The sequence below is a fragment of the uncultured Methylobacterium sp. genome, assembly GCF_964251405.1.
Taxonomy (GTDB): Bacteria; Pseudomonadota; Alphaproteobacteria; order Rhizobiales; family Beijerinckiaceae; genus Methylobacterium.
Genome location: NZ_CAXUJR010000005.1, coordinates 19695 through 42817 on the forward strand (window position 1 = coordinate 19695; position 23123 = coordinate 42817).

Genomic DNA, 23123 nt, shown 5'->3' on the forward strand with positions numbered 1-23123 from the left:
GATGGCCTTGTCGTCGTTCGAACTGCGGGAGCGTCTCAAGACCTTCTCGAAATGCGTCTGCGACGGCGCCCGGCTCATGGTGGGGCAAGGCGACTACGAGACCTACGCCGCCCATATCCGCCGCACCCACCCGGACCTCGCGCCGATGACCGAGAAGGAGTTCTTCCGCAACCGCGAGAACGCGCGGTTCGGGGTCGGCAATACGAGCGGTTTTCGCTGCTGCTGAGACCACTCGCCGTTCCCTGCCCTCCCCGACGTCTCTCCGCCCGGCGGATTTCGTCGATCAGGCGGCCGCCGCGCGACGTGCCGACGATGGGTCCGCAACCCAGTGCTCGACGAGGGCGCGCAGCGTCTGCGGCACGAACGGCTTGCCGATATGGTCGTCGACGCCGGCCTCGCGGCAGATCGCGACGTCGCGTGACAGGACGTTCGCCGTCATGGCGACGATGGGAAGGGTGGCGTAGCGGCCGCCGAGGCCCCTGATCCGCCTTGTCGCCTCGATCCCATCCATCACCGGCATCTGCACGTCCATCAACACGAGGTCGTAGCGGTGTCGCATGACGGCATCGACCGCCGCGGCGCCGTCGCTGACCACCTCGACGGTGTGCCCCCACTTCGTCAGCATGGCGACCGCGAGTTCCTGGTTCAGCTCGACGTCCTCCGCCAGGAGGATATGGGCGCCGCCAAAAGCCAGTGTTGCCGGATCGGGCGCGTTCTGCTCTCGCGTCGCGGCGATCGGCTCGGCGACCGGCAGTTCGAGCACGAACGAGAAGGTCGTGCCTTCGCCTTCCACGCTGTCGACGACGATGCTGCCGCCCATGACCTCGACGAGGCTCTTGCAGATCGAGAGGCCGAGACCCGTGCCGCCGAACTGCCGTGCCGTCGAATTGTCGACCTGGCTGAAGCGCTTGAACAAGCGGTGGCGCCTGTCCTGCGGGATACCGATGCCGGTATCCATCACGCAGAAGCGCACCCGGGCCATTCCGGTGTCCTCGCTCTCGCAACCGACGAACACCCACACCATGCCCTTGGCGGTGAACTTCACCGCGTTGGAGAGCAGGTTGAGCAGCACCTGGCGCAAGCGCGCATCGTCGCCGATCAACGCGGCCGGCAGCGACGGGTCGGCCTCGACATGGAGGACGAGGCCCTTCCCCTCGGCCTGGCCCCGCAGGAGGGTGGCGACGTTCTCGACGAGGTCGCGGGGCGAGAACGGATGCGGGTCGAGCTCGAGATTGCCCCCTTCGAGCTTCGAGACGTCGAGCACGTCGTTGACGATGGAGAGCAGCGTCGTGCTCGCGTCCTGAACGAGGCGGGCATAGCGATGCATCACCGGCATCGCCAGATCGCGCCCGTCATCGCGCGCTTCGACCATCAGGCGAGAGAAGCCGATGATAGCGTTCAGCGGCGTGCGCAGCTCGTGGCTCATGCTCGCCAGGAACTCGCCCTTTGCGTTCGCCGCCGCCTCAGCGGCCTCCTTCGCGCCGCGAAGCTCCTCGGCCTGACGCTGTCGCTCGGAGACGTCGCGGACCGCCCAGATGATGCCGGTGGGTGCGTGCGTCGCGGAATCGCGGATGACGCGGGCCTTCGCCTCCACCCAGACGAACGACCCGTCCTTGCGGGCCGCCCTGTGAATGCTCACGGCCCGGTCGAGCGAGCCATCCCGCTGCTGCCGGAGCAGATCCTGGACGCGGGCGGCGTCGTCCTCGTGGACCGTCCCGTTCGCGGCGCTTCCCACCAACTCGGCGGGCTCGTAGCCCAGCAATTCCCTGGACGCCGGCGAGACGTACACGAGGACGTGATCGAGATCCGACAGGACGATCATGTCGGTGGCGGTGTCCGCCAGGAGCCGGTAGCGGGCCTCGCTCTCGGACAGGGCGGCCTCGGCCGCCTGACGGGCGGTGACGTCGCGAGCGGTGAGGATGACGCGCTCGTCCTTCGTCCCCGCACCCGTGAGCTGGTACACGGCCTCGATGTCGACCCAGTGCCCGGCCTTGTGCCTGGCCCGATGGATGCTGACGACCTTCGGGTTCGCATGAGTGACGCAGGCGAACTCGGCCCGCACGCGGTCCAGGTCATCGGGATGGATGAAGTCCTGCGCCGTCATGCCCATGAGTTCCGCGGGCTCCCAACCCAGCACGTTCCGCGCCGAAGGCGAGACGTAGCTGCGGTCGCCGAAGCTCGGCTTGATGGTGATGATGTCGCTGGAATTCTCGGTCAGCAGCCTGTGAAGCTCCTCGCTCCGTGCGAGGGCTTGGGCCGACGCGCGAGCGTGACGGCCGCGAAGCTCGATCCCGATACCGATGGCCATCAGCGCGAGGGCGGCGATGCCGATGATCGCGCCCTGGACCAGCGCCTCACGGCGCCACGGCGCCAGGACCTCGTCGACCGCGAGGGACGTGGAGACGATCAGCGTGGGATAGCGCTCCAGGCTCGCATAGCCGACGATGCGGGCGACGCCGTCGACCTGCGACCCGCTGCCGACGAAGACGCCCGAGGGCTTCTCCCGCAGCGCGCGATGGATCGGACCCCGGCTGTGGTCCTTGGTCAGGCCGTCGGGCGATGCGGGCCGGCGCACGATCATGCGGCCGTCGGCGCTCCAGAGACCGATCGCGCCGTTCTCGCCGATGCTGAGCGTCGCGTAGAAATCGTCGAGGAAGTCGAGCGTCAAGGCGCCGATGACCACGCCCGCGAAGGTGCCGTTCGGAGCGTTGTAGCGGCGCGACATCGCCATGATGCGGTCGCCGGCCTTGCTCACCATAGTTGGGGTGACGTGCACGGCTCCGTCGTCGTGGTCGCGATGCCACTGGAAATAGGCCCGATCCGCGCTCGTGAGATGGGGTTGGTTCTGAGCCGATTGGGCGATCCAGGCACCGGTGCTGTCCGTGACGACGAGATTGCGCGTCTGCAGGAGCGCGGCGTCCCGCCGTTCGAGGTAGCGCTGAAGCTCGGTCCGGTCCGCAGGGCCTTCGAGGCGGTCGACGATGGCCGACAGCGTGAGGTCGACGCCCTCCGCGGTGCGTTCGGCGTGCTGGGCCAGGGAGCGGCTCAGGTTCTGCGCGTTCTGCATGGCGCCTGCGAGCGCGGCCTCGCGCGCGCGCGAGATCTACCAGCAGCCGAGCGCCACCACGATGACCGCGGCGACGAGCATCGCAATGGTAGGGCTGCCGGGTCGCAGGGAGCGTAACCCGTCTTCGAGACGCATCTTCAAGGCGAACGACCCACACCCGCACATCACTGGGTGGAACGATAAGACCAAGGTGGTTACGAAAACGCCGCGATGGGGCCGTTCCGTATCTAGTTCCCCTGCGCGCCTCCGATCGATCCGCCGGCCTTGCCGCCGCGAGACCTTCGTCCTGGGGGCTTTCCCCTGATGCCTTGGACGCCCGGGAACGGGCGCCCTCCGGCTGCGGCCGGCCGCAATCCTCGCAGGATCGCCCGCGGGACCTCGTCCTCAGAACTCCATGCCCACCTTGAGCCGCACGTTGTGCCGCTCGAACTGGCTGAGGCCGAGCTTCCTCCCCGCCAAGCCGGCATCGGTATCGCGGCCCCAGACCTGGCCCGCATACGCGATGGTCAGCCACACCTTCTCGGTGAAGCGATGGTGCAGGGTCGGGCCGATGAAGAGGGCTTCGCTCTGGAGCTGGCTCAGGAACAAGCCGTCGTAGCCGCGCAGGTATCGCACTTCCGGGCCGAGATACGTGTTAGGCGCGACCTCTCCGACGATCGCGTTCGACCACAGGAAGGTCGACGAGCGATACCCCTCCTTCGAGCCGCGCTGGCGTCCCGCCGCGGGCTCGAAGCTGACGTTGGTGCCGTACCAGAGCTTGTTCGGGACGATCTGGACGTCGGCGAGGAGGAGCGTCTCCATGTCGAAGATGTCCGCGCCCCGGCCTTCGATCGGCAGCACGCGGGCAAAGCGTGGTCGGACCTCTAGCGCGAGCCCGACAGGCTGCTCGGCAGAGCCCTTCAGGAACTGATATTTCACGTCCAACGAGACGCCATCGAAGGTGCCGAAGGACTTATCGTCGAGGTCCATGACGTTGCGCACGCGGCGCACGTCGCCGAAGGCGCTCACCTCGACGCTCAGCCTCTCGATGGGATCGAACTGGTATCCGAGACGGGTGTTGAACGCGCGAAAGCTCGACGGCCCCGGCCCGGCACGCCGCTTTCCGATACGGCCGATCGTGTCGACAACGACCTCCTGCTGGCCCTTCTCGCCGGCATCCGCGCCCTCGGTGAAGCCGAACAGGTGTTCGGTATCGACCTCCTTCGGCTCGTCCGATTTCTTCTCGGGCTTCTGCTCCGACGACTTGCTCGTCTCCGCCTCCTTGCCGCCGGCCATGACAACGGACGGGTCGACGATCAAGAAGGCGAACGCTGCAAAGAGGCTGCGAAGGAGAGGATACGTGGGCATGGCGATTGCTGCGTTGCGCGACAGGCATGAGGGATCTCAGGCGGCTGCCGCCTTCCTTAGACACCCTGGATCGCGCCGCGAATGCGCCCGTTTGGCCACACGGAGCCGAATTCTGGACCTGCTGGCCCGCGGCCTTGGATGATCGCCCCACGCGAAACGTGGATCACTCTTGGGCGAATGGCGGTCGTCGCGCAGGGCTCGTACACCGGACGGCGCAACGGTGTCTGACAGGATCCGAACCGATGAGTACGATCCTCGACGAGACCGGGATGGACCTTCAGCCGGAACAATAGCGTCGATCTCACGTCGACCCTGCGGCTTTGCGTCAGGGCTGCGTTCGCCGAGAACCTATGCGAACACCTGAACCCTTGCGTGACAGCCTGAGGATGCAATGGGCCTCGTTCAGTACGCCCTAAAGTTCCGCGTCACGATCTACGTTCTCGCCGTGCTGATGATGCTCGGCGGCGCGGCCGCCGTCGTCGTCGCTCCCAAAGACGTGCTGCCCAACGTCGATATCCCGGTCGTGGTGGTGGTCTGGACCTATAACGGCCTCTCCACCTCGGAGATGGAACGGCGCATCACAACCTACGCAGAGTTCTCGCTCTCCAACAACGTCAACAACATCGCCCGGATGGAATCGACCACCCTTCAGGGCACGGCGATCCAGAAGGTCTATTTCGACCAGTCCGTGAGCATCGATCTCGCCATCGCGCAGGTCGTCTCGGCGATGAACTCCATCCGCGCGACGATGCCGCCCGGGGTGCAGCCGCCGATCGTGCTGCGTTTCTCCGCCTCCACCGTGCCGGTGATCCAGCTCTCGCTGACTTCCGACAAGGAAAGCCTCAACAAGGTCTTCGACTACGCGCAGTTCCGCATCCGCCAGCGCCTGATCCAGGTGCCGGGCTCGACCCTGCCCTCGCCCTTCGGCGGCGCGCCGCGCCAGATCATGGTCGACCTCGACCTGCACGCCCTGCAGGCGCTGGGGCTCACGGCGCTGGACGTGACCAACGCGATCACGGTGCAGAACCTCACGATCCCATCCGGCCTCGCCAAGATCGGCGAGCAGCAATACCCGATCCAGCTCAACGCCTCGCCCGACACCGTCGAGGCGCTCAACCTGATCCCGATCAAGGTCGTGTCCGGCCAGCCGGTGCTGGTGCGCGACGTCGCCTTCGTCCGCGACGGCGGTCCGCCGCAGGTCAACGTGGTGCGTGCCGACGGTGCCCAGTCGGTCCTCATGCGGATCTTCAAGAACGGCACCGCCTCGACGCTCGACGTCGTCAACAACGTCAAGAAGGCGCTGCCCGACATCCGCGCCGCCGCCCCCGAGGGCATGGTGTTGCGCGAACTCTTCGACCAGTCGGTCTTCGTCTCGGCGGCGATCGAGGGCGTGATCCACGAGGCGGTGATCGCAGCGGCGCTGACCGGCTTGACGATCCTGCTGTTCCTCGGTTCCTGGCGCTCCACCATCGTGGTGCTGGTCTCGATCCCGCTCTCGATCCTGACCTCGCTGGCGATCCTGGCCGCACTCGGCGAGACCATCAACGTGATGACGCTCGGCGGCCTCGCACTGGCCGTCGGCATCCTCGTCGACGACGCCACGGTGGCCATCGAGAACACCCACCGGATGTTCGAGGAGGGCGAGCCCTTCCGCAAATCCGTGGTCGAGGGGGCGGCCGGCATCGCCAAGCCCGCTTTGATCTCGACCCTCTCGATCTGCGCCGCCTTCGTCTCGGTCTTCGCGCTCACCGACACGCCGAAATACCTGTTCACGCCCCAGGCGCTTGCAGTCGTGTTCGCGATGCTGACCTCCTACGTGCTGTCCCGGACCCTGGTGCCGGTGCTCATCGACGTGCTGGTCGCCCGCGAATACGCCGAACGCTACGGACAAGCCGACGACGCGCCCCGCCAGGGCCGGGTCACCCGCGCCCTCGCCTGGCTGTTCGGCCCCCTGCTGCGTCTCGCAGGCCGCTTCCGGCACGGGTTCGAGGCGCGGTTCGCCCGCTTCCAGAGCGGCTATATCGGCCTCCTGCACGCGGTGCTGGCCCGCCGGTTCGCGACCCTCGCGGTCGTCGGCCTGATGTTCGCCGGCACCGCCGCCCTCTTCACGGTGGTCGGCCAGGACTACTTCCCGCAGGTCGAATCGAGCCAGATGACCCTTCACCTGCGCACCCGCCCGGGCATGCGCATCGAGGCGGCCGAGCAGGTGTTCGCGCAGGTCGAGACCGCGGTGCGCGAGGTGATCCCCGAAGGCGAGATCGACCAGGTCCTGGTCAATCTCGGCCTGCCGGCCAACAACTACAACTTCGCGTTCTCGGACGGCTCCTTCGTCGCCTACAACGACGGCCAGATGCTCATCAACCTCAAGGAGGGGCACGGCTCGGTGGCGGGCTACACCAAGCGCCTGCGCGAGGTGATCCGCGAGCGCTTCCCCGACGTGGTGGCCTACTTCCAGCCCTCCGACATCATCACGCAGATCCTGAACTTCGGCACCCTGGCGCAGATCGACATCCAGGTGTCGGGCCGCAACACCGCCAAGGATCTCGAAGTCGCCCAGAGCGTCGTCCGGCGCCTGAAGGAGACGCGAGGGGCGGTGGACGTGCGCCTCCACCAGATCGTCGGCACCCCGCAATTCTTCATCGACGTGGACCGGCAGCTCGCCGCCGAGGTCGGCCTCACGCAGCAGCAGGTCGGCCAGGCCCTCAACGTCTCCCTGTCGGGCTCCTTCCAGGTGACGCCGAACTTCTGGAGCGACCCCAAGACCGGCATCCCCTACCAGCTCTGGGTGCAGACGCCGGAATACCGCAACGAATCGCTGACATCGCTGCAGAACACGCCTCTGCTGGTGGCCGGCAACGGCGATGCGCCGGGCGTGCTGACGCTCCTCTCCAGCGTCTCGACCATGCGCCGCCAGGGCACGCAGACCGTGATCAACCACGTTAACACGCAGCCGACCTTCAACATCTACGCGGCGGTGCAGGATTCCGACCTAGGCTCCGTCGCACGCGAGATCCGGACGATCGTGGAGGAGGAGCAGAAGAACCTGCCCGCACCCGACAAGATCACGGTGCGAGGGCAGATCGAGAACATGCAATCGGCCTTCTTCCGCATGGGCGTCGGGCTCTCGATCGCGCTGGTCGCCGTCTATCTCCTCATGGCGGTGAACTTCCAGAGCTGGGGCGACCCCTTCGTGGTGCTTGCCGCCCTGCCGCTCGCCTTCTGCGGCATCGTCGCGGCCCTGTTCATCACCGGCACGACGTTCTCGATTCCGTCACTGTTCGGGGCGATCATGTCGGTGGGAATCGCGTCCGCGAACTCGATCCTGCTCGTTACCTTCGCCAAGGAACACCGCGAGGCCACGGGGTGCGGCGCCCTCGAGGCCGCCATCCTCGCCGGCGAGACCCGGTTACGGCCGGTCCTGATGACGGCAGGCGCCATGTTCCTCGGGCTCGTCCCGATGGCGCTCGGGCACGGCGAGGGCGCGGAGCAGAACGCGGCGTTGGCACGGGCCGTGATGGGGGGATTGGCGCTCGGCACGCCGGCGACCCTGCTGTTCGTGCCGTTCCTCTACGCCGTCCTGCGTCGGGGCGAGGTGCGGCCGCTGGAAGACTATGCGTGAGGCCGATGATCAGGATGGGACGGTCGTGACAGGACACAGCCATCGCCGGGAGCCGGGCGAGATACCGCCCCCGCCGCGCAAAGGGCCCTTCGTGCTCGCCGGGCTCCTCGCCGTGGGCCTCCTCGGCTGGGGCGGCTACGGGCAATGGCAGCAGCGCGCTGCCGCCGCCGAGACGCAGCGCAAGGTCAACGCCTTCGTCCCGAAACTGCGCACCGCCACCGTGGAGCGCGCCGACAAGCCGACCGAGCTGACCCTGCCCGGCCAGACCGACGCCTTCGCCAAGGCCGCCCTCTATGCCCGCGCCACCGGCTACATCGCCGAGCGCAGGGTCGATATCGGCAGCCGGGTGAAGCAGGGCGACATCCTCCTGCGCATCGCTGCGCCGGATCTCGACCAGCAGCTCGCCCAGGCCGAGGCGCAGGTCGGGCAGATGGAGGCCCAGCTCCTCCAGGCCAAGGCCATGGTCGATCAGGCGCGGGCCAACGTGAACCTCGCCAACGTCACCAACAACCGCACCTCGACGCTGGCCGGCCAGGGCTGGGCCTCGAAGCAGAACGCCGACAACTCGCAGGCGACGGTGCTGAGCCAGGGTGCGACTCTGGCCTCGGCGCAGGCCGGCGTGAAGGTGGCCGAGGCCAACATCAAGGCGCAGCTCGCGACCGTGAACCGGCTCAAGGCGCTCGCCGGCTTCAAGGACGTGGTCGCCCCCTTCGACGGCGTCGTGACCACCCGCGGGGTCGATGTCGGCGACCTCGTCCATGCCGACGGCACCGGCACGGCGCTGCTCGCCATGGACCGCGACGACATCCTGCGCATCTCCGTCAACGTGCCGCAATCGGTAGCGATCGGCGTCAAGGAGGGCGTGCCCGCGTCCATCAAGGTGCCGCAGATGCCCGACCGTACCTTCGCCGGCGTGGTCGAGCGCAGTTCGGTGACGCTGCTGACGGCCTCCCGCACCCTGACGACGCAGGTCGACGTGCCCAACCCGGACGGCATCCTTCGGGCCGGCCTCTACGTCTACGTGACCCTCAAGATCCCCCGCGCCGAACCGGCCTCGACCATCCCGGCCGAGGCGCTCGTGTTCAACCAGCGCGGCACCCAGGTCGCCATCGCCCGCGACGACGGCACCGCGCAATGGCGCAGCGTCCAGATCGGGCGCGACCGCGGCACGGTGGTCGAGCTGAGCCAGGGCCTCGAGGGCGGCGAGCAGGTCATCCTGAGCCCGCCGGTCGGTCTTCGCGACGGTCAGAAGATCGACCGGATGGCGCCCCCGGCGGAGACGCCGCCGCGCCAGGCCGCCGTTCGCTGACGGAAGCCTGACGCCGGGCAGGGTTGCGAGCGGGATTGATCGGGCCGAGAGGGTGTGCCCCCCGGCCTGGTCACCCCATCTCTCCCCCATGCTCGACAGAACGCCCAGCCCGCCCCTCGACCGGGACCGCTACGCGGCCATCGCGGCCGCGATCACCTGCGTGGCCGTGGTCGGGATCGGGCTCAGCCTGTCGATCCCGCTGCTCTCCCTCGAGATGTCGCGCATGGGCGCGTCGAGCACGCTGGTGGGCATCAACACCGCCGTGGCGGGGCTCGCCAGCATCGTCACCGTGCCGTTCGTGCCGGCGCTCGCGGCCCGGGTCGGCGTCGTGCGCCTGCTCGTCCTCGCCATCGCGCTCGGGGCGGTCACGCTGGTCGGCTTCAAGCTGTTGCCCGCCCTCGGCTGGTGGTTCGTCCTGCGCTTCGTGTTCTCCATGACGATGGGCGTGCTGTTCGTGCTCTCTGAGTTCTGGATCAACGAAGTGGCGCCGCCAGCCCGGCGCGGCCTCGTCATGGGCATCTACGCCACCGTGCTGGCGCTCGGCTTCGCGGTGGGGCCGACGCTGCTCACCGTGCTCGGGACGGAGGGCTATGCACCCTACCTCGCCGGTGCCGGGTTGTTCGCGCTCGGCACGATCCCGCTCATCCTGGCGCGCGGGCTGTCGCCCCACATGGCAAGGGGCAGGGGCCTGCCCTTCCTCGCCTATCTGCGGCTGGCGCCGGCGGCCACCTTCGCGGCCCTCGTCTACGGCGCCGTCGAGACCGGGGGCTTCGCGATCCTGCCGCTCTACGGGCTGCGCATCGGCTACGAGGCCGCCACGGCGGCGGGGCTCGTCAGCCTGATGGCGGTCGGCAACGTCCTGTTCCAGATCCCGTTCGGATGGCTCTCCGACCGCTTCGACCGCCGCCTCGTCCTCCTCGCCTCGGCGACCGGCGGCGCGGTCGGCGCGGCGCTGATCCCGGCGGCCTCGGCGTCCTTCCCGGCGCTGGCGGCGCTTCTCGTGGTGTGGGGCGGGCTCGCCGGGACCCTCTACACCGTCGGCCTCGCCCATCTCGGAGCCAGCGTCAGCGGCCGTGAGCTCGCTGGCGCCAACGCCGCCTTCGTCGTGCTCTACAATCTCGGCCTCATGCTGGGCCCGCCGATCATCGGCGGCGCGATGGACCTGATGCCGCCGCAGGGCTTCGCCCATGCCCTGTGCGGGCTGTTCCTGGCCTATGCGCTGCTCGTTCTGTGGCGCCTCAAACCGGGTGCTCCATCTTGACGTTCGCCGCCCGATCGGGCATTGCCCCACCCGTATTCCGCCGGGTCTTCCCGGCCGTTTTGCGTTTCGCTCATGCGGAATGCCGCAATCTCGAGGAGCGCTACGCCATGGCCAAGGCCGTCACCGTCAAGATCCGACTCGTGTCCACCGCCGACACCGGGTACTTCTACGTTACCAAGAAGAACTCGCGCACGCAGACCGACAAGATCTCGATGAAGAAGTACGATCCCGTTGTGCGCAAGCACGTCGAGTTCAAGGAAGCCAAGATCAAGTAAGGTAGGATCAAGTAAGGGCGTCTTCGCCCGAGACCGGCACGCCGGAATCCAAAAGGCCGCTCCCCCGGGGCGGCCTTTTCGTTTGGTCAGCTCGCCAGCGACAGCGTCATCGACTCGGGCGAGGCTCGTTCCGCCACCCGCTCGGCGAGGTAGGCGGTATCCCGCGCGATGCCGGAGAACCGGCCGGAGCCCCAGGTGTGGAGCCAGGGCAGCCCGACGAAGTAGAGACCGTCCACCGCGGTGACCCCGCGCTTGTGCACCGGCAGGCCGCGTGCATCGAAGGCAGGGGCCTCGATGAACCCGAACTTGCCTCGGAACCCCGTCGCCCAGACCACGCTGCCGATCCCGGCGGCGGTGCAGTCGAGGCTTTGGGCCCGGAAGTCCGGCTTCCACACCGGCCGGTAATGCTCTCCGGCCGGGGCGGCAATCCCCTTGGCCTCGATATGGCGATCGATGGCGCCCTGGATGCCGGTATAGACCGCGTCCGCGCCGTCGAGGTTCTTTTCGAGGTCGTCGGCGAAGCGCAGCACCGCGCCGTCGATCGTCTCCAGCCGACCGTGCAGGGCCATCCCTTCGAGCGCGAAGCGGCGCAGGTCGATGTCGCGGCCGCCGTCGCGCCCGGTGAGGTAGTGGTTGGCCTTGCGCCTTACGTCCTCCTTGAGCGGGTGGTCGTCGACGGGAAGGTCGTACTGGCCCATCTCGGCGAGCCAGTCGACGGCGTCGCGGCCGCGATAGACGCGCGGGCATCGCGGTGCGCTGCCGACCACGAGATGGACCCGGCGGCCGGCCAGATGCAGGTCTTCGGCGATCTGGCAGCCGGACTGGCCCGAGCCCACCACCATCACGGCGCCCTCGGGCAGCTGCTCCGGGTTGCGGTAGGCGGAGGAATGGATCTGCGCGATTCGATCTGGCAGCTGCGCGGAGAAGCCCGGGATCGAGGGCACGTGGTAGCCGCTGATCGCCATCACGACCTGATCCGCGCTGTAGGCGCCGGCCTCGGTTTCCAGCGCGAAGCCGCCCTCGGGCCGCTGGCGGATCGCCGTTACCGCCACGCCCTCCACGAGGGGTGCCCCGATCATCCGCGCATAGGCCTCGATATAGGCGACGATCTCGTCCTTGCGCATGAACCCGTGCGGGTCGTCGCCCGGATAGGGGAAGCCCGGCAGCTGGCACTGCCAGTTCGGGGTCACGAGGCAGAAGCTGTCCCAGCGCTGCGTCTTCCAGGTGTTGGCGATGCCCGCCTTCTCGACGATGAGGTGCGCGATGCCGCGCTGCTTGAGCTGGTAACTCATCGACAGGCCGGCCTGCCCGCCGCCGACGATGATGACGGGCAGGTGGCGCGGGCCGGGATTCGGTCGGGTCTCGCTCATGGTTCGGGCCCTGCTCCTCGCCTATTCCTCGAAGGCTTCGATGAGGACGCCGCCGTCCTCGGGCATCACCGCCGCCGCGGCCTCGATCCGCGCGAGCTGGCTCGTGGCGAGGCTGCAGGGAAAGCCGTAGCGAGCCTTCACGCGATCGCTGGCGATCGTGAGGGCGGTGCGGCTGCGAGCGACGAAGTCGGCCAGGGGCAGCTCTTCGCCCAGGGCGAAATGCTCCTTGATCACCAGGGAAGGCGAGTAGCAGGCCTCGCGGCTGCCATCGGGCCAGCGGATATGGAAACGCATCTCAGGCATCGGAGAGGGCCTGCTTCCGGTTGGTGCAGGCCGCGTAGGCCGCCACGTGCTTGGCGGCGCAGCTGCGCCAGGAATGCCGTTTGGCGATGGCCGGGCCGGCCGCCGACAGGTGGCGGCGACGGTCGGGTCCAAGCACCGCCGCCATCGCCCCCGCGATGGCCCAGACATTCTCGGGATCGACGAACAGGGTGTCGTTCGCGGTCAGATACTCGGTGAAAGGCGCGAGATCCGCCACGATGGTGGGCGTCCCGCTCGCCATCGCCTCCAGCACGCACAGCCCGAAGCCCTCCTTGAGCGAGGGAAACACCAGGGCGTCGGCGATCCGGTAGAGGCTGGGCATCGCGGCTTGAGGCACCGGCCCGGTCCTGATCACGGCGCGGCCCGGGCCGACCTCGAGGCCCGCCCCGTCGAGGGCCGCCCGGCAGCGCGCCTGATAGCTCGCGTGATCCAGAAGGGAGGCGCCACCGACCACGAGCAGCTGCGCCTGGGGCTGCTGCGCGCGGACCAGGGCGAAGGCCTCGATGATGCGCAGTGCGTTCTTGCGCTCCTCGAACCCGCCCACCGAGAGAAAGACCGGGCCGGGGCCGATGCCCCATTCCCGGCGCAGCATGTCGTCCTCCACGGCGACGAGGGGGCCGTAGGCACTCGTGTCGACGCCGTTGCCGACAGTGTCGGCATCGAGCCCGAAATCACGGCGCAAGGTGTCCTGCCAGAGGCGGCTGACGCAGAGCAGCGTCGTCGCCTCGTAGATCGCGCGGTCGTGCCAGTAGGCGAGCTGCGGATCGGCGAACTGGTCGAGGTGGTGGACCGTGCGGACGAAGGCCGGGACCAGCCGCCGGCGCATCAGCGTGGTGAGGGCGTTGCCGCTGATCGCGTCCTGGGCGTGGAAGACATCGTAGTCGCAGGCGGCCGGCGTCGCGAAATGGCGCTGGTAGTCGGCGATGCGGGCACCGACGAGTTCGATGGTGGAGCCGGAGACGGGTTGCGCCGCCACCGGCGTCGTCCGGCAGCGAGCAGCGCGGAAGAAGCCCTGGCCGCCGGGATCGGGCGCATGGACCACGGCGTCGTGGCCGAGATCGGTCAGCGCCTCGCCCAGCGAGAGCGCGTGGACGACGCCGCCGCGCGGGTTGGTGGAATGGGTCAGGATCGCGATGCGCAGACGACGCTCCCTCACCGCACGCCTCCGCCGCAGCCGATGAGCGGGCTCAGTGCGAAGTCCCAGACCACGGCCTCGGCGCCGGCCTGCGCGATGCGCACGACCCGGCTCGCATCCACCGATCCGATCGCCTCCGCCGCGATGCCCCGCGCGGCGAAGCGGTCGAGGACCGAACCGAGGCGGTCGGGCGAGACGCTGAGGAGGTAGCCGTAGCTCGGGAAGGCGGTGAGCCAGCGCGCCAGGGGAATGCCGTCGGGGCGCGGGATCCGGTCGAGCCGGATCGCGGCGCCGACGCCCGAGCATTCGAGCAGCATCAGCGCGGTGCCGACGAGGCCGGCCATGCTGATGTCCTTGGCCGCCTGCGACAGGCCGTCCTCGGCGATCTCGGCCAGCACCGCGACGTCGCCGCGCAGGCGCTCGGGCGGGGCACCGGTTGCGGCGTCCCAGTAGGGATGCGGATCGCGGAAGCGCCCTCGCAGGTCGATCGCCGCGACCAGAACGTCGCCGGGCTTCGCGTCGAAGCTCGTGAGCAGGCGCTTGGCACGGCCGAGGATCGCCACCGCGAGATGCTCGGCCTCGTTGCGCGTATTGCTGTGCCCGCCGACGACCGGGACCCCGTAGGTCGCGGCACCCGCCCGCAATCCGGCCAGGACCGGGTCGGCGTGCCCCTGGTCCCGGCTCCACAGGGCGTCGACCACGGCGATCGGGCGTCCGCCCATGGCGGCGATGTCGCTGACATTGACCATCACGCCGCAGAAGCCCGCGAAATACGGGTCGGCGGCCACGAACCCGTCCATGAAGCCTTCGATGGCGAAGAGCAGAAATCCGTCGCCGTCGGAAATCGCGGCGCAATCGTCGCCGAGCGACACGGTCGCCCCACGGTCGCCGAGCCCCAAGCGTCCGATCACTGCGTCGATGTCGCGCTTGTGCGCCACGCCCTGGCCGTCGCGGATCATGCGGGCGATCTCGGCGAGGTCGGGCATCGCACCCATCAGGCGGCCCGCCTCAGGAGGGTGACGAGGCCGCGCTCGGGGTCCGCCATCGGCGGGTAACACGTCAGATCGGCCAGCATCAGGTGGTGGGGCAGGCCGTGGAGGTCGAGGGTATCGAGGCTCCTCCAGTGCAGAGCCTCGAACAGGGCGATGTTGCGACTCTGGACATGGGCGAGGAAGCGCGTGCAGCCGCGCGCATGGGCCGACGCTACGGCGACGTGGATGAGCCCGGCGCCCAGCGCCCCGACGCGGCGGTAATCGGGTGCCACGGCGAGGCGCGAGCCCCACCATTCGCCGGGCTTTTCGGCAACCTCGTGGATCCGCACGGTGCCGACGACGGCGTCGGGGTCGCCGCCGAGCGTCGAGAGCGCGCAGATCGGCAACGCATGGCCGTCCACGGCGTCGCAATCGTCGCCCGTAAAGACCGCCTGCTCGCGGCAGAACACCTCCCTGCGCAGCGCCGCGGTGCCGGCCCGCTCCCAGGGAGCGGTGGCGAACTTGATGCGGAAGTGGCTCGGCCGGTAGGGCGGGACGGGATCGAACATCGCACTCACCGCTCGTAGGCCGAGAGCGCGGAGCAGGCGCCGCAGCGGCCGCACCCGGCCTTGATGTCGGTGGAGCGCAATTCCGCCGCCGCCAGCATGTCCGAGAGCGGCTTCAGGATGGCGTGCATGAACTCGGGCGACGGAGCGGGGTGCCCCTCCAGCGGCGTGCCCGAGATCGGCACGAACGGGACCACGAAGGGGTAGACGCCCATCCCGATCAGCCGCTCGGCCATCGTCAGGATGGCTTCCGGCGTGTCGCCGAGGCCCGCCAGGATGTAGGTCGAGACCTGACCGCGACCGAAGACCGGCACGGCGGCCTGGAACGCATCGTAGTACCGCTCCAGCGGCACGCCGGCCTTGCCGGGCATGATGCGGGCGCGCACCTCCGGGGTCACGGCTTCGAGATGCATCCCGAGCGCGTCGATGCCCGACGCCTTCATCCGCACGAACCAGCGGTCGTCGTCGGGCGGCTCGCACTGGCCCTGGATCGGCAGATCGACGGCGGCCTTCACCGCGAAGGCGCTCTCGCAGAGCACGGCGGCACCTCGGTCGGTGGCGTTGGGTGTACCCGTGGTCATGACCATGTGCTTGACGCCGTCGAGAAGCACGGCGGCGCGGGCGACCTCGGCGAGTTGCTGGGGCGTCTTGTGGGCGACGGTGCGGCCTGCGCTCAGCGACTGGCCGATCGAGCAGAACTGGCACGTCTTGGTGCGGCTGGCGTAGCGGATGCAGGTCTGCAGGATCGTGGTGGCGAGGACGTCGCGCCCGTGCAGCACCGCGATCTTGGAATAGGGCACACCGTCGAAGGTCTGCAGCGCGTAGAAGCGCGGCTTGCCCGGAAAGGTGACGCGGCCGACGACCTCACCGTCGTGCTCGATCTCGCTCGACCCGTCGGCGTCGGGCCGGCGCACGAGGTAGGGCGACTCGAAGGCGGCCGCCGTATGGACCGGCACCATCACGGTGCGGCCCGCGATGGTGAGCGCCTTGTGGTCGCTCGGCCCCGCACCGCCGCGGCGGCTCTGAACGCCGGCCCTCGTGTCAGCCAGCCTGACTCCGAACGACTGCAGGGAGTTGATCAGGCGCTCCGTCGGCATGCCCAGGTATGCCGTGCCCTGGTAAGCCGTGCCTCGACCTGGAAGGCGCTGGGGCAACGCCGATACGGCCGGCGTGGTCAGAAGCGGGCTGTCGCTCATGGTCGAGGCTCCGGTCGTGCGTGGTCTGGTCGTGGGAGGTCAGGTCGTGGAAGGTCGGGTCGCGCGTGGTCACCACGGTGCGGGTGGGGCGGGCGTCGTGGTTGAGGCTGAGCAGTTCCGGCCGGGCGTAGTGGCCGACCGAATCCATCATGCGCTTGCGTTTGGTCACGAGGTCCATGTCCATGTCGGCGACGAGGATGCCCTCGCCGTGCGTCATGGGCGGGGTGAGGTGCCGGCCCTCGGGCGAGACGACGGCGGTGCAATTGCCGCCGCGGAGCGCCCCGCGCAGCTTTTCGTCGGGGCAGATCGCGGCGATCTGGTCCTCGGTGAGCCAGCCGGTGGCGTTGACGACGAAGGCGCCGGCCTCCAGCGCGTGATGGCGGATCGTCACCTCCATCTGGTCGGCGAAGATCTGGCCGACCATGGAGCCCGGGAACTGCGCTGCGTGGATCTCCTCGTGCTGGGCCATGAGCGCATAGCGGGCGAGCGGGTTGTAATGCTCCCAGCAGGCGAGCGCACCGACACGGCCGATTGCGGTCTCGACGACCGTCAGCCCGGCCCCGTCGCCCTGACCCCAGACCATGCGCTCGTGATAGGTCGGCGTGATCTTGCGGCGCTTGAGGAGAAGGCTGCCGTCGGCATCGAAGACGAGCTGCGCGTTGTAGAGCGAGCCGTGGTCGCGCTCGTTGACGCCGAGGACGATGACGGCATTGGCCCGGCGCGCTGCCGCCGAGACGGCCTGCGTCACCGGCCCCGGCACGGTCACCGCGCCCTCGTAGAGCCGCAGGTGGGCCGGCCCCTGGGCGGCCGGCGGGGCGATGAAGGAGAAGTACGGGTAGTACGGGACGAAGGTCTCGGGGAACACGATGAACCGCGCGCCCCTGCCGGCCGCCTCGTCGACGGCCGCCAGCACCCGGTCGAGGGTGCCCGCCGGGTCGTCGAGATCGGGAGCGATCTGGACGGCCGCCGCCCGCACGATGCGCTTTTCGGACATGCTCAGGCCCTTGGTGGTCTCAGATCCTTGGTGGTTCGCAGCGACGGTCGGCTGGATGCCCCCTCCCCACCCGCGGGGAGAGGGGGATGGCGAGCCCTCACACCGTCCAGGTGTCGATCACCACCGCGTTGTCGCGCTTGTGCAGGAGCACGAGGTCGAGGACGTCGGTGGGGGCGATCGGACGGATGCCCTCGATCAGCGAGGGCTCGCCGTGGCCATAGAGGGCCTGGAGCGCGAAGCGGCAGGCATAGACCTTGCCGCCCTCGGAGATGAACTTCGCGATCTGGTTGTTCATGTTCATGTGGCCCGGGAAGGCCTCGTCGCCCAGCGTCGGGAAGCCGCGCTGGATGCCGAGCGTCACGCCCGGTCCGTAGAGCAGTACGGAGGTCTCGAAGCCCTTGCGCAGGAGACGGGTGGCCTGAAGCAGGTTCACGAAGCCGATCGAACCCTCGAAGGCCACCGTGTGGAAGGTGACGAGCGCCTTCTGGCCGGGTTCGGCCTTCACGTCCTCGAAGACCTTTTCCTCATAATCGACGAAGTAATCGCCCTTCTTGTGGTGTTCGGCGCTGACGGCGGGCATCGGATCCACTCCCGTTGAAGTTATGGGACGCCGCGACCGCGCGCGGCTCGGGGCTCAACGGCAATTGGCAAGGCCCATGCCAGCATCCACCGGCCGGTCCCGCATCCGATCCCGCGCTGTCGAATACGATCAATCATGCATTCAAAACACGACTCGAACGGTTGATCGGCAATGCAATCAAGATGCGTATGATCTGTGCAGATGCTTCCAAAATTGGCGACAATACCCGATCACAGTCTTGTTTTACTTGTATGGATTGACTGCTTCCGGTGATTTCGTGGTCGAGGGTCGGGCCGGCACGGCGATTGCAACCCGATCATTCTGCGATTGACTGTATCCTGACCGGATCAAGCCTCATGGCCAAGATCTCCCGACCAGCACCCGATTCCGCGACCGAGGGTTGGACCCCCGATCTGCGGCGCTGGGGCAAGCCGCATTACCTTGCCATCGTCGAAGCCATCGCCGACGACGTCCGTACCGGACGGCTGATGGTGGCCGAGCGCCTGCCGCCGCAGCGCGTGCTGGCCGAGCGCCTCGATCTGAACTTCACGACGGTGGCGCGCGGCTATGTCGAGGCGCAGCGCAGGGGCCTCGTCGAATCCCGGGTCGGACAGGGGACCTACGTGCGCGAACCGGCGCGACGGCCCGGGTCAACGAGGAGCGCGGCCCCGCGGACGCACGGCCCTGTCGACTTCACGATGAACCTTCCACCCGAACCCGACGATCCCGTTCTGCTCTCGCGCATGCAGGCGGGGCTCGAGGCGGTCTCGCACGACCTGCCCAACCTTCTGCGCTATCAGGGTTTCGGCGGCACCCAGGACGACAAGGCGGCGGCCGTGACGTGGCTGGCTCAGCGGGGCGTCGTCGCATCGTTGGACCGTCTGATGCTCTGCCCCGGGGCGCATGCGGCCCTCGGCGCGATCCTGGGCCTCGTCGCGAAGCCCGGCGACACGATCTGTTCCGAGTCGCTGACTTATCCCGGGCTGCGGGCACTGGCCGCTCATCAGCGCCTGAAGGTCGCCGGCGTGCCGATGGATGCGCAGGGGATCGACGCCGACGCCTTCGCGGCGACCTGCACGAGGTTGGCGCCCAAGGCCCTCTACCTCAACCCGACGCTGCAGAACCCGACGACGCTGACGGTGACGCCGGAACGGCGGGCGGCCATCGTCACCGTGGCGCGGCGCTACGACGTGGCGATCATCGAGGACGACGCCTACGGCTTCGTGCCGGAGACGCCGCCGCCGAGCTTCTACACGCTGGCGCCCGAGATCACCTACCACGTCGCCGGCCTCGCCAAGTGCCTCGGCGCCGGCCTTCGCCTCGCCTACGTCCCGGCGCCTAGCGCGCGGGCAGCCCTGCCGTTGGCGGCCCTGCTGCGCGCCTCGACCGTGATGGCATCCCCCATCACCACCGCGCTCGCCACCCGCTGGATCGAGGACGGGACGGCGCAGGCGATCCTCGCCTTCATCCGCGCCGAGTCACGGGTGCGCCAACGCATCGCCGCCGGCATCCTGCCGGAGGCGGGCGTCACGGCGGACCCGGACGGATTCCACATCTGGCTGTCGCTGCCGGAGGGATGGACGCGCTCCGCTTTCGCGAGCCAGGCCCGTTCCGCCGGCCTCGGAACCGTGACGAGCGATGCCTTCACCGCCGCCGGGCAGCCTCCGGAAGCGGTGCGGATCTGCCTCGGCGGCATCGCGAGCCGGGCCGAGATCACGCAGTCCCTGGAGATGATCGCCCATGCCCTCGAGCGATCGCCGGCCCTGGCCTCGGCCTACATCTGAGCGGCATCGACCCTGCCGCCCCCCATCGACGCGGAGGCTCCGCCGGAAAACCGCAGTGGACAAGTGTATGCAGCACCGCCGCAGGCACGGAACAACGTCATCCGGACTCCTATTGCCCTGATCCGAAGGGACCCGCGAGGGTCGATTGATACAGGTTAAGACCAGAGTTGTCCGGCATGCGGTTTCCGACGAATGATAGTCAACATCCTCTGGCGCGTGAGCTGAAGGAATTCATCAAGGATCCGACTTTTCCCTGCGTGGGTGCCAAATCAGCGTTGTCGCGGGGCCAGATGCGCGTCCTGGTTGCTCGAGACATCGCCTCGGGATGGGACGACACCCGGATCTACCCGGCGTTGCTCGCCTTCATCTGCCGCTACCGGGACCAGCCCGACCTGTTCCAAAGCTTCGCCGTCGTCTTCGAGGGCGCCGCCCCCCTGTCGGAAGAGGAGTTCGAGCGGCACCTCTGGGCAAGGGCGCAATCGCTCTCCGACAAGGACAGCTTCCTGGGACAACGCTACGATACTCGCGTCGAGCCCGACCCGGACAATCCCCATTTCTCGTTGTCCTTCGGCGGCGAGGCGTTCTTCCTCGTCGGTCTCCATCCCGGCGCGAGCCGCCCGGCCCGGCGCTTCTCCCGTCCGGTCATCGTCTTCAACATCCGTGCCCAGTTCGAGCAGTTGCGCCAGCAGGGCCGCTACGAGAAGCTGCGCGAGTCCATCCTGTCGCGAGACGTTGCGCTCGCCGGGTCGATGAACCCGATGATCGCCCGCCACGGCGAGGCCTCCGAGGCACGCCAATATAGCGGCCGCGCGGTCGGCGATGACTGGGTCTGCCCCTTTAGGGGGCGCGACGTCGTCAACGGGACCGCCCACGATGCCGCGTGAGATCGTGAGCGGCGAGATCCCGCCGCGCTCGGGCACCGCCTTCACCCTGGCCAAGGGGGAGAGGCTGAGGGTGATCGACCCGGAGGGCGAACAGGTCGCCGACCTCCTCGCCTTCGTCCGCGACGATCTCGACGAGGTCATCTCCTCGGGGAGAACGCTTGACTATGCCAGCCGGATCTACCTCACCACCGGCGACCCGATCTATTCGAACCGCTCGAACGTGCTCCTGCGCATCGTCGCCGACACGGTCGGGCGGCACGATTTTCTGCTGACCCCGTGCTCGGCCGACACGTTCCGCATCATCTACGGGGACGAGGCGCCGCATCGCGGGTGCTTTGGCAACCTCGCCGCAGCGCTCGAACCCTACGGGATCGGGCCCGATCGCATCCCGGTGGCCTTCAACGTCTTCATGAACGTCGTCGTCGATGGCGGCACGGGGGCGCTCCACGTCGAGGCGCCCCTGAGCAGGGCGGGCGACAGCGTGACCTTCGAAGCCGAGACCGATCTCGTCATCGGGCTCACCGCCTGCTCGGCGCTGCAATCGAACAACTACGCGTTCAAGCCGATCCGTTACGAGATCCTTCCGGCCGCGCAAGCCTGATCCCGCGGAAAGATCCTGTCACTCCGGGTCGATTGTGCCGGGTCGATCATGGTATGCGCCACCGCCTCGGAACAGGGCCGCGCGGTCCGGATCGACAGGCAAGCGAACTCATGCGGACCATCGTCTATGCCGACGGCGGATGTGATCCCAATCCCGGCCCCGGCGGCTGGGGCGTGGTGATCACGGGACCGGATGGCCCGATCGAACTCTGCGGCGGCGAGCGTGGCACCACCAACAACCGCATGGAGCTCACCGCAGCGATTCGGGCTCTCGAATCCTTTCCCGAGGGTGCCGCGATCGAGATGCGCTGCGACAGCCAGTACGTGGTCAAGTCGGTCACCGAATGGATGAGGGGATGGAAGGCGCGCGGCTGGCGCACCGCTACCGGTCCGGTCAAGAACGTCGATCTGATGCAGCGCCTCGATGTCCTCGCCGCCGCCCGCGACGTACGCTGGACCTGGGTCAGGGGCCATTCCGGGGAGGACGGCAACGAGCGTGCCGACCGGCTCGCGACGTGGGGCCGGCGCGAGGCTCTCGGTCTCGCCGCTCCGCCGGCGACCCCCATCGTGCTTCCGCTGCCGGTGCCCGACGCCGTTCGTGAGCCCCGCACCACGCCGGTGGCGATCGATGCTGGCCTCGGGCTCGAGATCTCCCGGCGCGCCAAGCTGGCCGGCGTAACGCCGCGTGCCTTCGTCGAGGACGCGATCCGGCTTGCCCTGGACCTCGGGCCGGACGGGATGGCGCAGGCGCGGGCCGCGCAGCCGGTTCCCAACGCGAAGTCACCCTGAGGATCGTGTCTTGAGCACCGCGCTCGCGCCCGGCTTCTTCGCCCGCCCGGTGGTGCAGGTGGCCGCCGAACTGGTCGGTTGCGTGATCGATGTCGACGGCGTCGGCGGGATCATCGTGGAGACCGAGGCCTACGACCGCACCGACCCCGCCTCGCACAGCTTCAGGGGCCAGACCCGCCGCAATGCGAGCATGTTCGGTCCGCCGGCCCACGCCTATGTCTATCGCTCCTACGGCCTGCACTGGTGCCTCAACGTCGTGTGCGAGCCGGGCAGTGCGGTCCTGATCCGGGCGATCGAGCCGCGTTCCGGAATCGACGCCATGGAGAGGCGGCGCGGCCTCTCATCGCCGCGCCTGCTCTGCGCCGGCCCGGGCCGGCTGACGCAGGCGCTCGGCATTACCGACGCCCACGACGGACGCGCGGTCGGGAGCGCGGGTTTCTCGATCCTCACCGCGACGGAACCGCTGGCGGTGATCGCGGACCGCCGCATCGGCATCACCCAGGCCGTCGATCAGCCATGGCGCTTTCTCGCGGCGGGGTCCCGCTTCGTCAGCCGTCCGGCCAGACCCGTGATCGAGGTCCCGACCCAGTCCACCGCTCCGTGATCCGGGCGACGATGCCGTGCGTGCCGCTCTGCGATCGGCAAGACCCGCCCACGATCAGCGAACCCGAGCCTCACGGTCCCGACCGGCGAAGAGGAGGTCGGCGGCTGAGCAATAGGCGAGGAGGAGGGCTGCGGTCGCATAGACCACCGTCACGTGAACGGGGTCGGCGATCGGGCCCATCACGAGACAGAGGCCGATCAGGACGAGGCCCAGTCGCCCGAGGATTGGCGTGATGTTCATCCGCGTCGCCGCCGTCGCTGTTCTGGTGTGACGAGGTCTAGGCGTCGGAATTTGCCCGAACGTTTCCGGGCCGGCGGATCGCATCGCCTCCGTGCCGAAGCGCACGCTGCCGATCACGTGAGCTGCCGTTCGTCGCCCACCGGCCCTCGACAGTTGGGATCGCAGACGGGGGCCGCAACTTGGCGTAAGCAGAGGAGCAAGAGCCGCCGAG

Annotated in this window: 21 protein-coding genes; 10 read left to right on the forward strand and 11 right to left on the reverse strand. The window is 68.7% G+C overall.

The features are described from left to right. Position 1 precedes the first annotated feature (1 nt). On the forward strand, positions 2 to 226 hold the full coding sequence (locus ACFE7U_RS02020; protein ID WP_375408056.1) for a YbdD/YjiX family protein: 225 nt from the start codon (positions 2 to 4) through the stop codon (positions 224 to 226). A 57-nt stretch (positions 227 to 283) separates the two neighbouring features. Here the strand turns inward: ACFE7U_RS02020 and ACFE7U_RS02025 are convergent, their stop codons facing one another. Together ACFE7U_RS02025 and ACFE7U_RS02030 are read right to left on the reverse strand one after the other, a co-directional pair. After that, a complete protein-coding gene (locus tag ACFE7U_RS02025) occupies positions 284 to 3067 on the reverse strand; it encodes a PAS domain S-box protein (protein ID WP_375408057.1) in 2784 nt (927 codons plus the stop codon). Between the two features lie 384 nt (positions 3068 to 3451). After that, positions 3452 to 4414 carry a hypothetical protein gene (locus ACFE7U_RS02030; RefSeq protein WP_375408058.1) on the reverse strand — a complete coding sequence of 321 codons (963 nt, stop codon included), beginning with the start codon at positions 4412 to 4414 and terminating at the stop codon, positions 3452 to 3454. Positions 4415 to 4805: 391 nt separating this feature from the next. On the opposite strand from ACFE7U_RS02030, the gene ACFE7U_RS02035 reads away from it, so the two are divergent. From ACFE7U_RS02035 to rpmG, 4 genes are all read left to right on the forward strand, one after another. Then, positions 4806 to 8033: an efflux RND transporter permease subunit gene (locus tag ACFE7U_RS02035; protein ID WP_375408059.1), complete on the forward strand. Its 3228-nt coding sequence runs from the start codon at positions 4806 to 4808 to the stop codon at positions 8031 to 8033. Further along, positions 8026 to 9342, forward strand: coding sequence for an efflux RND transporter periplasmic adaptor subunit (locus tag ACFE7U_RS02040; protein WP_375408060.1), 1317 nt, complete (start codon positions 8026 to 8028; stop codon positions 9340 to 9342). The genes ACFE7U_RS02035 and ACFE7U_RS02040 overlap by 8 nt, the downstream gene beginning before the upstream one ends. Positions 9343 to 9430: 88 nt before the next feature. Beyond that, positions 9431 to 10603 carry an MFS transporter gene (locus ACFE7U_RS02045; RefSeq protein WP_375408061.1) on the forward strand — a complete coding sequence of 391 codons (1173 nt, stop codon included), beginning with the start codon at positions 9431 to 9433 and terminating at the stop codon, positions 10601 to 10603. Positions 10604 to 10710: 107 nt separating this feature from the next. After that, on the forward strand, positions 10711 to 10878 hold the full coding sequence (rpmG, locus tag ACFE7U_RS02050) for a 50S ribosomal protein L33 (RefSeq protein ID WP_375408062.1): 168 nt from the start codon (positions 10711 to 10713) through the stop codon (positions 10876 to 10878). An 86-nt stretch (positions 10879 to 10964) separates the two neighbouring features. Here the strand turns inward: rpmG and ACFE7U_RS02055 are convergent, their stop codons facing one another. From ACFE7U_RS02055 to ACFE7U_RS02090, 8 genes are all read right to left on the reverse strand, one after another. After that, positions 10965 to 12248 carry an MSMEG_0569 family flavin-dependent oxidoreductase gene (locus tag ACFE7U_RS02055; protein ID WP_375408063.1) on the reverse strand — a complete coding sequence of 428 codons (1284 nt, stop codon included), beginning with the start codon at positions 12246 to 12248 and terminating at the stop codon, positions 10965 to 10967. A gap of 21 nt (positions 12249 to 12269) precedes the next feature. Beyond that, the gene (locus tag ACFE7U_RS02060; protein WP_375408064.1) at positions 12270 to 12551 is read right to left on the reverse strand and encodes an MSMEG_0570 family nitrogen starvation response protein; all 282 of its coding nucleotides are present in this window, start codon (positions 12549 to 12551) and stop codon (positions 12270 to 12272) included. After that, positions 12544 to 13725 carry an MSMEG_0565 family glycosyltransferase gene (locus ACFE7U_RS02065; RefSeq protein WP_375408065.1) on the reverse strand — a complete coding sequence of 394 codons (1182 nt, stop codon included), beginning with the start codon at positions 13723 to 13725 and terminating at the stop codon, positions 12544 to 12546. The genes ACFE7U_RS02060 and ACFE7U_RS02065 overlap by 8 nt, the downstream gene beginning before the upstream one ends. Continuing rightward, on the reverse strand, positions 13722 to 14699 hold the full coding sequence (locus tag ACFE7U_RS02070) for a sll0787 family AIR synthase-like protein (protein WP_375408066.1): 978 nt from the start codon (positions 14697 to 14699) through the stop codon (positions 13722 to 13724). Before ACFE7U_RS02070 ends, ACFE7U_RS02065 begins: the two co-directional genes overlap by 4 nt. Next, positions 14699 to 15244, reverse strand: a complete 546-nt coding sequence (locus ACFE7U_RS02075; protein WP_375408067.1) for an MSMEG_0567/Sll0786 family nitrogen starvation N-acetyltransferase — start codon at positions 15242 to 15244, stop codon at positions 14699 to 14701. Before ACFE7U_RS02075 ends, ACFE7U_RS02070 begins: the two co-directional genes overlap by 1 nt. 5 nt (positions 15245 to 15249) lie before the next feature. After that, entirely contained in the window at positions 15250 to 16338 is a 1089-nt protein-coding gene (locus ACFE7U_RS02080) for an MSMEG_0568 family radical SAM protein (RefSeq protein WP_375408068.1), read from the reverse strand. Next, the gene (locus tag ACFE7U_RS02085) at positions 16283 to 17431 is read right to left on the reverse strand and encodes a Nit6803 family nitrilase (protein WP_375408069.1); all 1149 of its coding nucleotides are present in this window, start codon (positions 17429 to 17431) and stop codon (positions 16283 to 16285) included. Before ACFE7U_RS02085 ends, ACFE7U_RS02080 begins: the two co-directional genes overlap by 56 nt. Before the next feature lie 97 nt (positions 17432 to 17528). Next, positions 17529 to 18011, reverse strand: coding sequence for an MSMEG_0572/Sll0783 family nitrogen starvation response protein (locus ACFE7U_RS02090; RefSeq protein WP_375408070.1), 483 nt, complete (start codon positions 18009 to 18011; stop codon positions 17529 to 17531). 356 nt (positions 18012 to 18367) lie between these two features. On the opposite strand from ACFE7U_RS02090, the gene ACFE7U_RS02095 reads away from it, so the two are divergent. The 5 genes from ACFE7U_RS02095 to ACFE7U_RS02115 all read left to right on the forward strand — a co-directional run bounded on the left by ACFE7U_RS02095 (position 18368) and on the right by ACFE7U_RS02115 (position 22672). After that, positions 18368 to 19795, forward strand: coding sequence for a PLP-dependent aminotransferase family protein (locus tag ACFE7U_RS02095; RefSeq protein WP_375408071.1), 1428 nt, complete (start codon positions 18368 to 18370; stop codon positions 19793 to 19795). 176 nt (positions 19796 to 19971) lie between these two features. Further along, the gene (gene gntA, locus ACFE7U_RS02100) at positions 19972 to 20679 is read left to right on the forward strand and encodes a guanitoxin biosynthesis heme-dependent pre-guanitoxin N-hydroxylase GntA (protein ID WP_375408072.1); all 708 of its coding nucleotides are present in this window, start codon (positions 19972 to 19974) and stop codon (positions 20677 to 20679) included. Next, entirely contained in the window at positions 20669 to 21280 is a 612-nt protein-coding gene (locus ACFE7U_RS02105; protein ID WP_375408073.1) for a DUF1989 domain-containing protein, read from the forward strand. The genes gntA and ACFE7U_RS02105 overlap by 11 nt, the downstream gene beginning before the upstream one ends. A 110-nt stretch (positions 21281 to 21390) precedes the next feature. Next, positions 21391 to 22068, forward strand: a complete 678-nt coding sequence (rnhA, locus tag ACFE7U_RS02110; RefSeq protein WP_375408074.1) for a ribonuclease HI — start codon at positions 21391 to 21393, stop codon at positions 22066 to 22068. Positions 22069 to 22078: 10 nt separating this feature from the next. Beyond that, a complete protein-coding gene (locus ACFE7U_RS02115; RefSeq protein ID WP_375408075.1) occupies positions 22079 to 22672 on the forward strand; it encodes a DNA-3-methyladenine glycosylase in 594 nt (197 codons plus the stop codon). A 54-nt stretch (positions 22673 to 22726) separates the two neighbouring features. On the opposite strand, the gene ACFE7U_RS02120 is transcribed toward ACFE7U_RS02115, so the two are convergent. Beyond that, entirely contained in the window at positions 22727 to 22912 is a 186-nt protein-coding gene (locus ACFE7U_RS02120) for a hypothetical protein (RefSeq protein WP_375408076.1), read from the reverse strand. Between the last annotated feature and the right edge of the window lie 211 nt (positions 22913 to 23123).

Coding starts and splice junctions, on each gene's coding strand:
- ACFE7U_RS02030 (WP_375408058.1), bottom strand. CDS start 4,414: ATGCCCACGTATCCTCTCCTTCGCAGCCTCTTTGCAGCGTTCGCCTTC.
- ACFE7U_RS02045 (WP_375408061.1), top strand. CDS start 9,431: ATGCTCGACAGAACGCCCAGCCCGCCCCTCGACCGGGACCGCTACGCG.
- ACFE7U_RS02025 (WP_375408057.1), bottom strand. CDS start 3,067: ATGCAGAACGCGCAGAACCTGAGCCGCTCCCTGGCCCAGCACGCCGAA.
- ACFE7U_RS02055 (WP_375408063.1), bottom strand. CDS start 12,248: ATGAGCGAGACCCGACCGAATCCCGGCCCGCGCCACCTGCCCGTCATC.
- ACFE7U_RS02085 (WP_375408069.1), bottom strand. CDS start 17,431: ATGTCCGAAAAGCGCATCGTGCGGGCGGCGGCCGTCCAGATCGCTCCC.
- gntA (WP_375408072.1), top strand. CDS start 19,972: ATGCGGTTTCCGACGAATGATAGTCAACATCCTCTGGCGCGTGAGCTG.
- ACFE7U_RS02090 (WP_375408070.1), bottom strand. CDS start 18,011: ATGCCCGCCGTCAGCGCCGAACACCACAAGAAGGGCGATTACTTCGTC.
- ACFE7U_RS02095 (WP_375408071.1), top strand. CDS start 18,368: ATGGCCAAGATCTCCCGACCAGCACCCGATTCCGCGACCGAGGGTTGG.
- ACFE7U_RS02060 (WP_375408064.1), bottom strand. CDS start 12,551: ATGCCTGAGATGCGTTTCCATATCCGCTGGCCCGATGGCAGCCGCGAG.
- rpmG (WP_375408062.1), top strand. CDS start 10,711: ATGGCCAAGGCCGTCACCGTCAAGATCCGACTCGTGTCCACCGCCGAC.
- ACFE7U_RS02040 (WP_375408060.1), top strand. CDS start 8,026: ATGCGTGAGGCCGATGATCAGGATGGGACGGTCGTGACAGGACACAGC.
- ACFE7U_RS02070 (WP_375408066.1), bottom strand. CDS start 14,699: ATGGGTGCGATGCCCGACCTCGCCGAGATCGCCCGCATGATCCGCGAC.
- ACFE7U_RS02105 (WP_375408073.1), top strand. CDS start 20,669: ATGCCGCGTGAGATCGTGAGCGGCGAGATCCCGCCGCGCTCGGGCACC.
- ACFE7U_RS02120 (WP_375408076.1), bottom strand. CDS start 22,912: ATGAACATCACGCCAATCCTCGGGCGACTGGGCCTCGTCCTGATCGGC.
- ACFE7U_RS02035 (WP_375408059.1), top strand. CDS start 4,806: ATGGGCCTCGTTCAGTACGCCCTAAAGTTCCGCGTCACGATCTACGTT.
- ACFE7U_RS02075 (WP_375408067.1), bottom strand. CDS start 15,244: ATGTTCGATCCCGTCCCGCCCTACCGGCCGAGCCACTTCCGCATCAAG.
- rnhA (WP_375408074.1), top strand. CDS start 21,391: ATGCGGACCATCGTCTATGCCGACGGCGGATGTGATCCCAATCCCGGC.
- ACFE7U_RS02020 (WP_375408056.1), top strand. CDS start 2: ATGGCCTTGTCGTCGTTCGAACTGCGGGAGCGTCTCAAGACCTTCTCG.
- ACFE7U_RS02080 (WP_375408068.1), bottom strand. CDS start 16,338: ATGCCGACGGAGCGCCTGATCAACTCCCTGCAGTCGTTCGGAGTCAGG.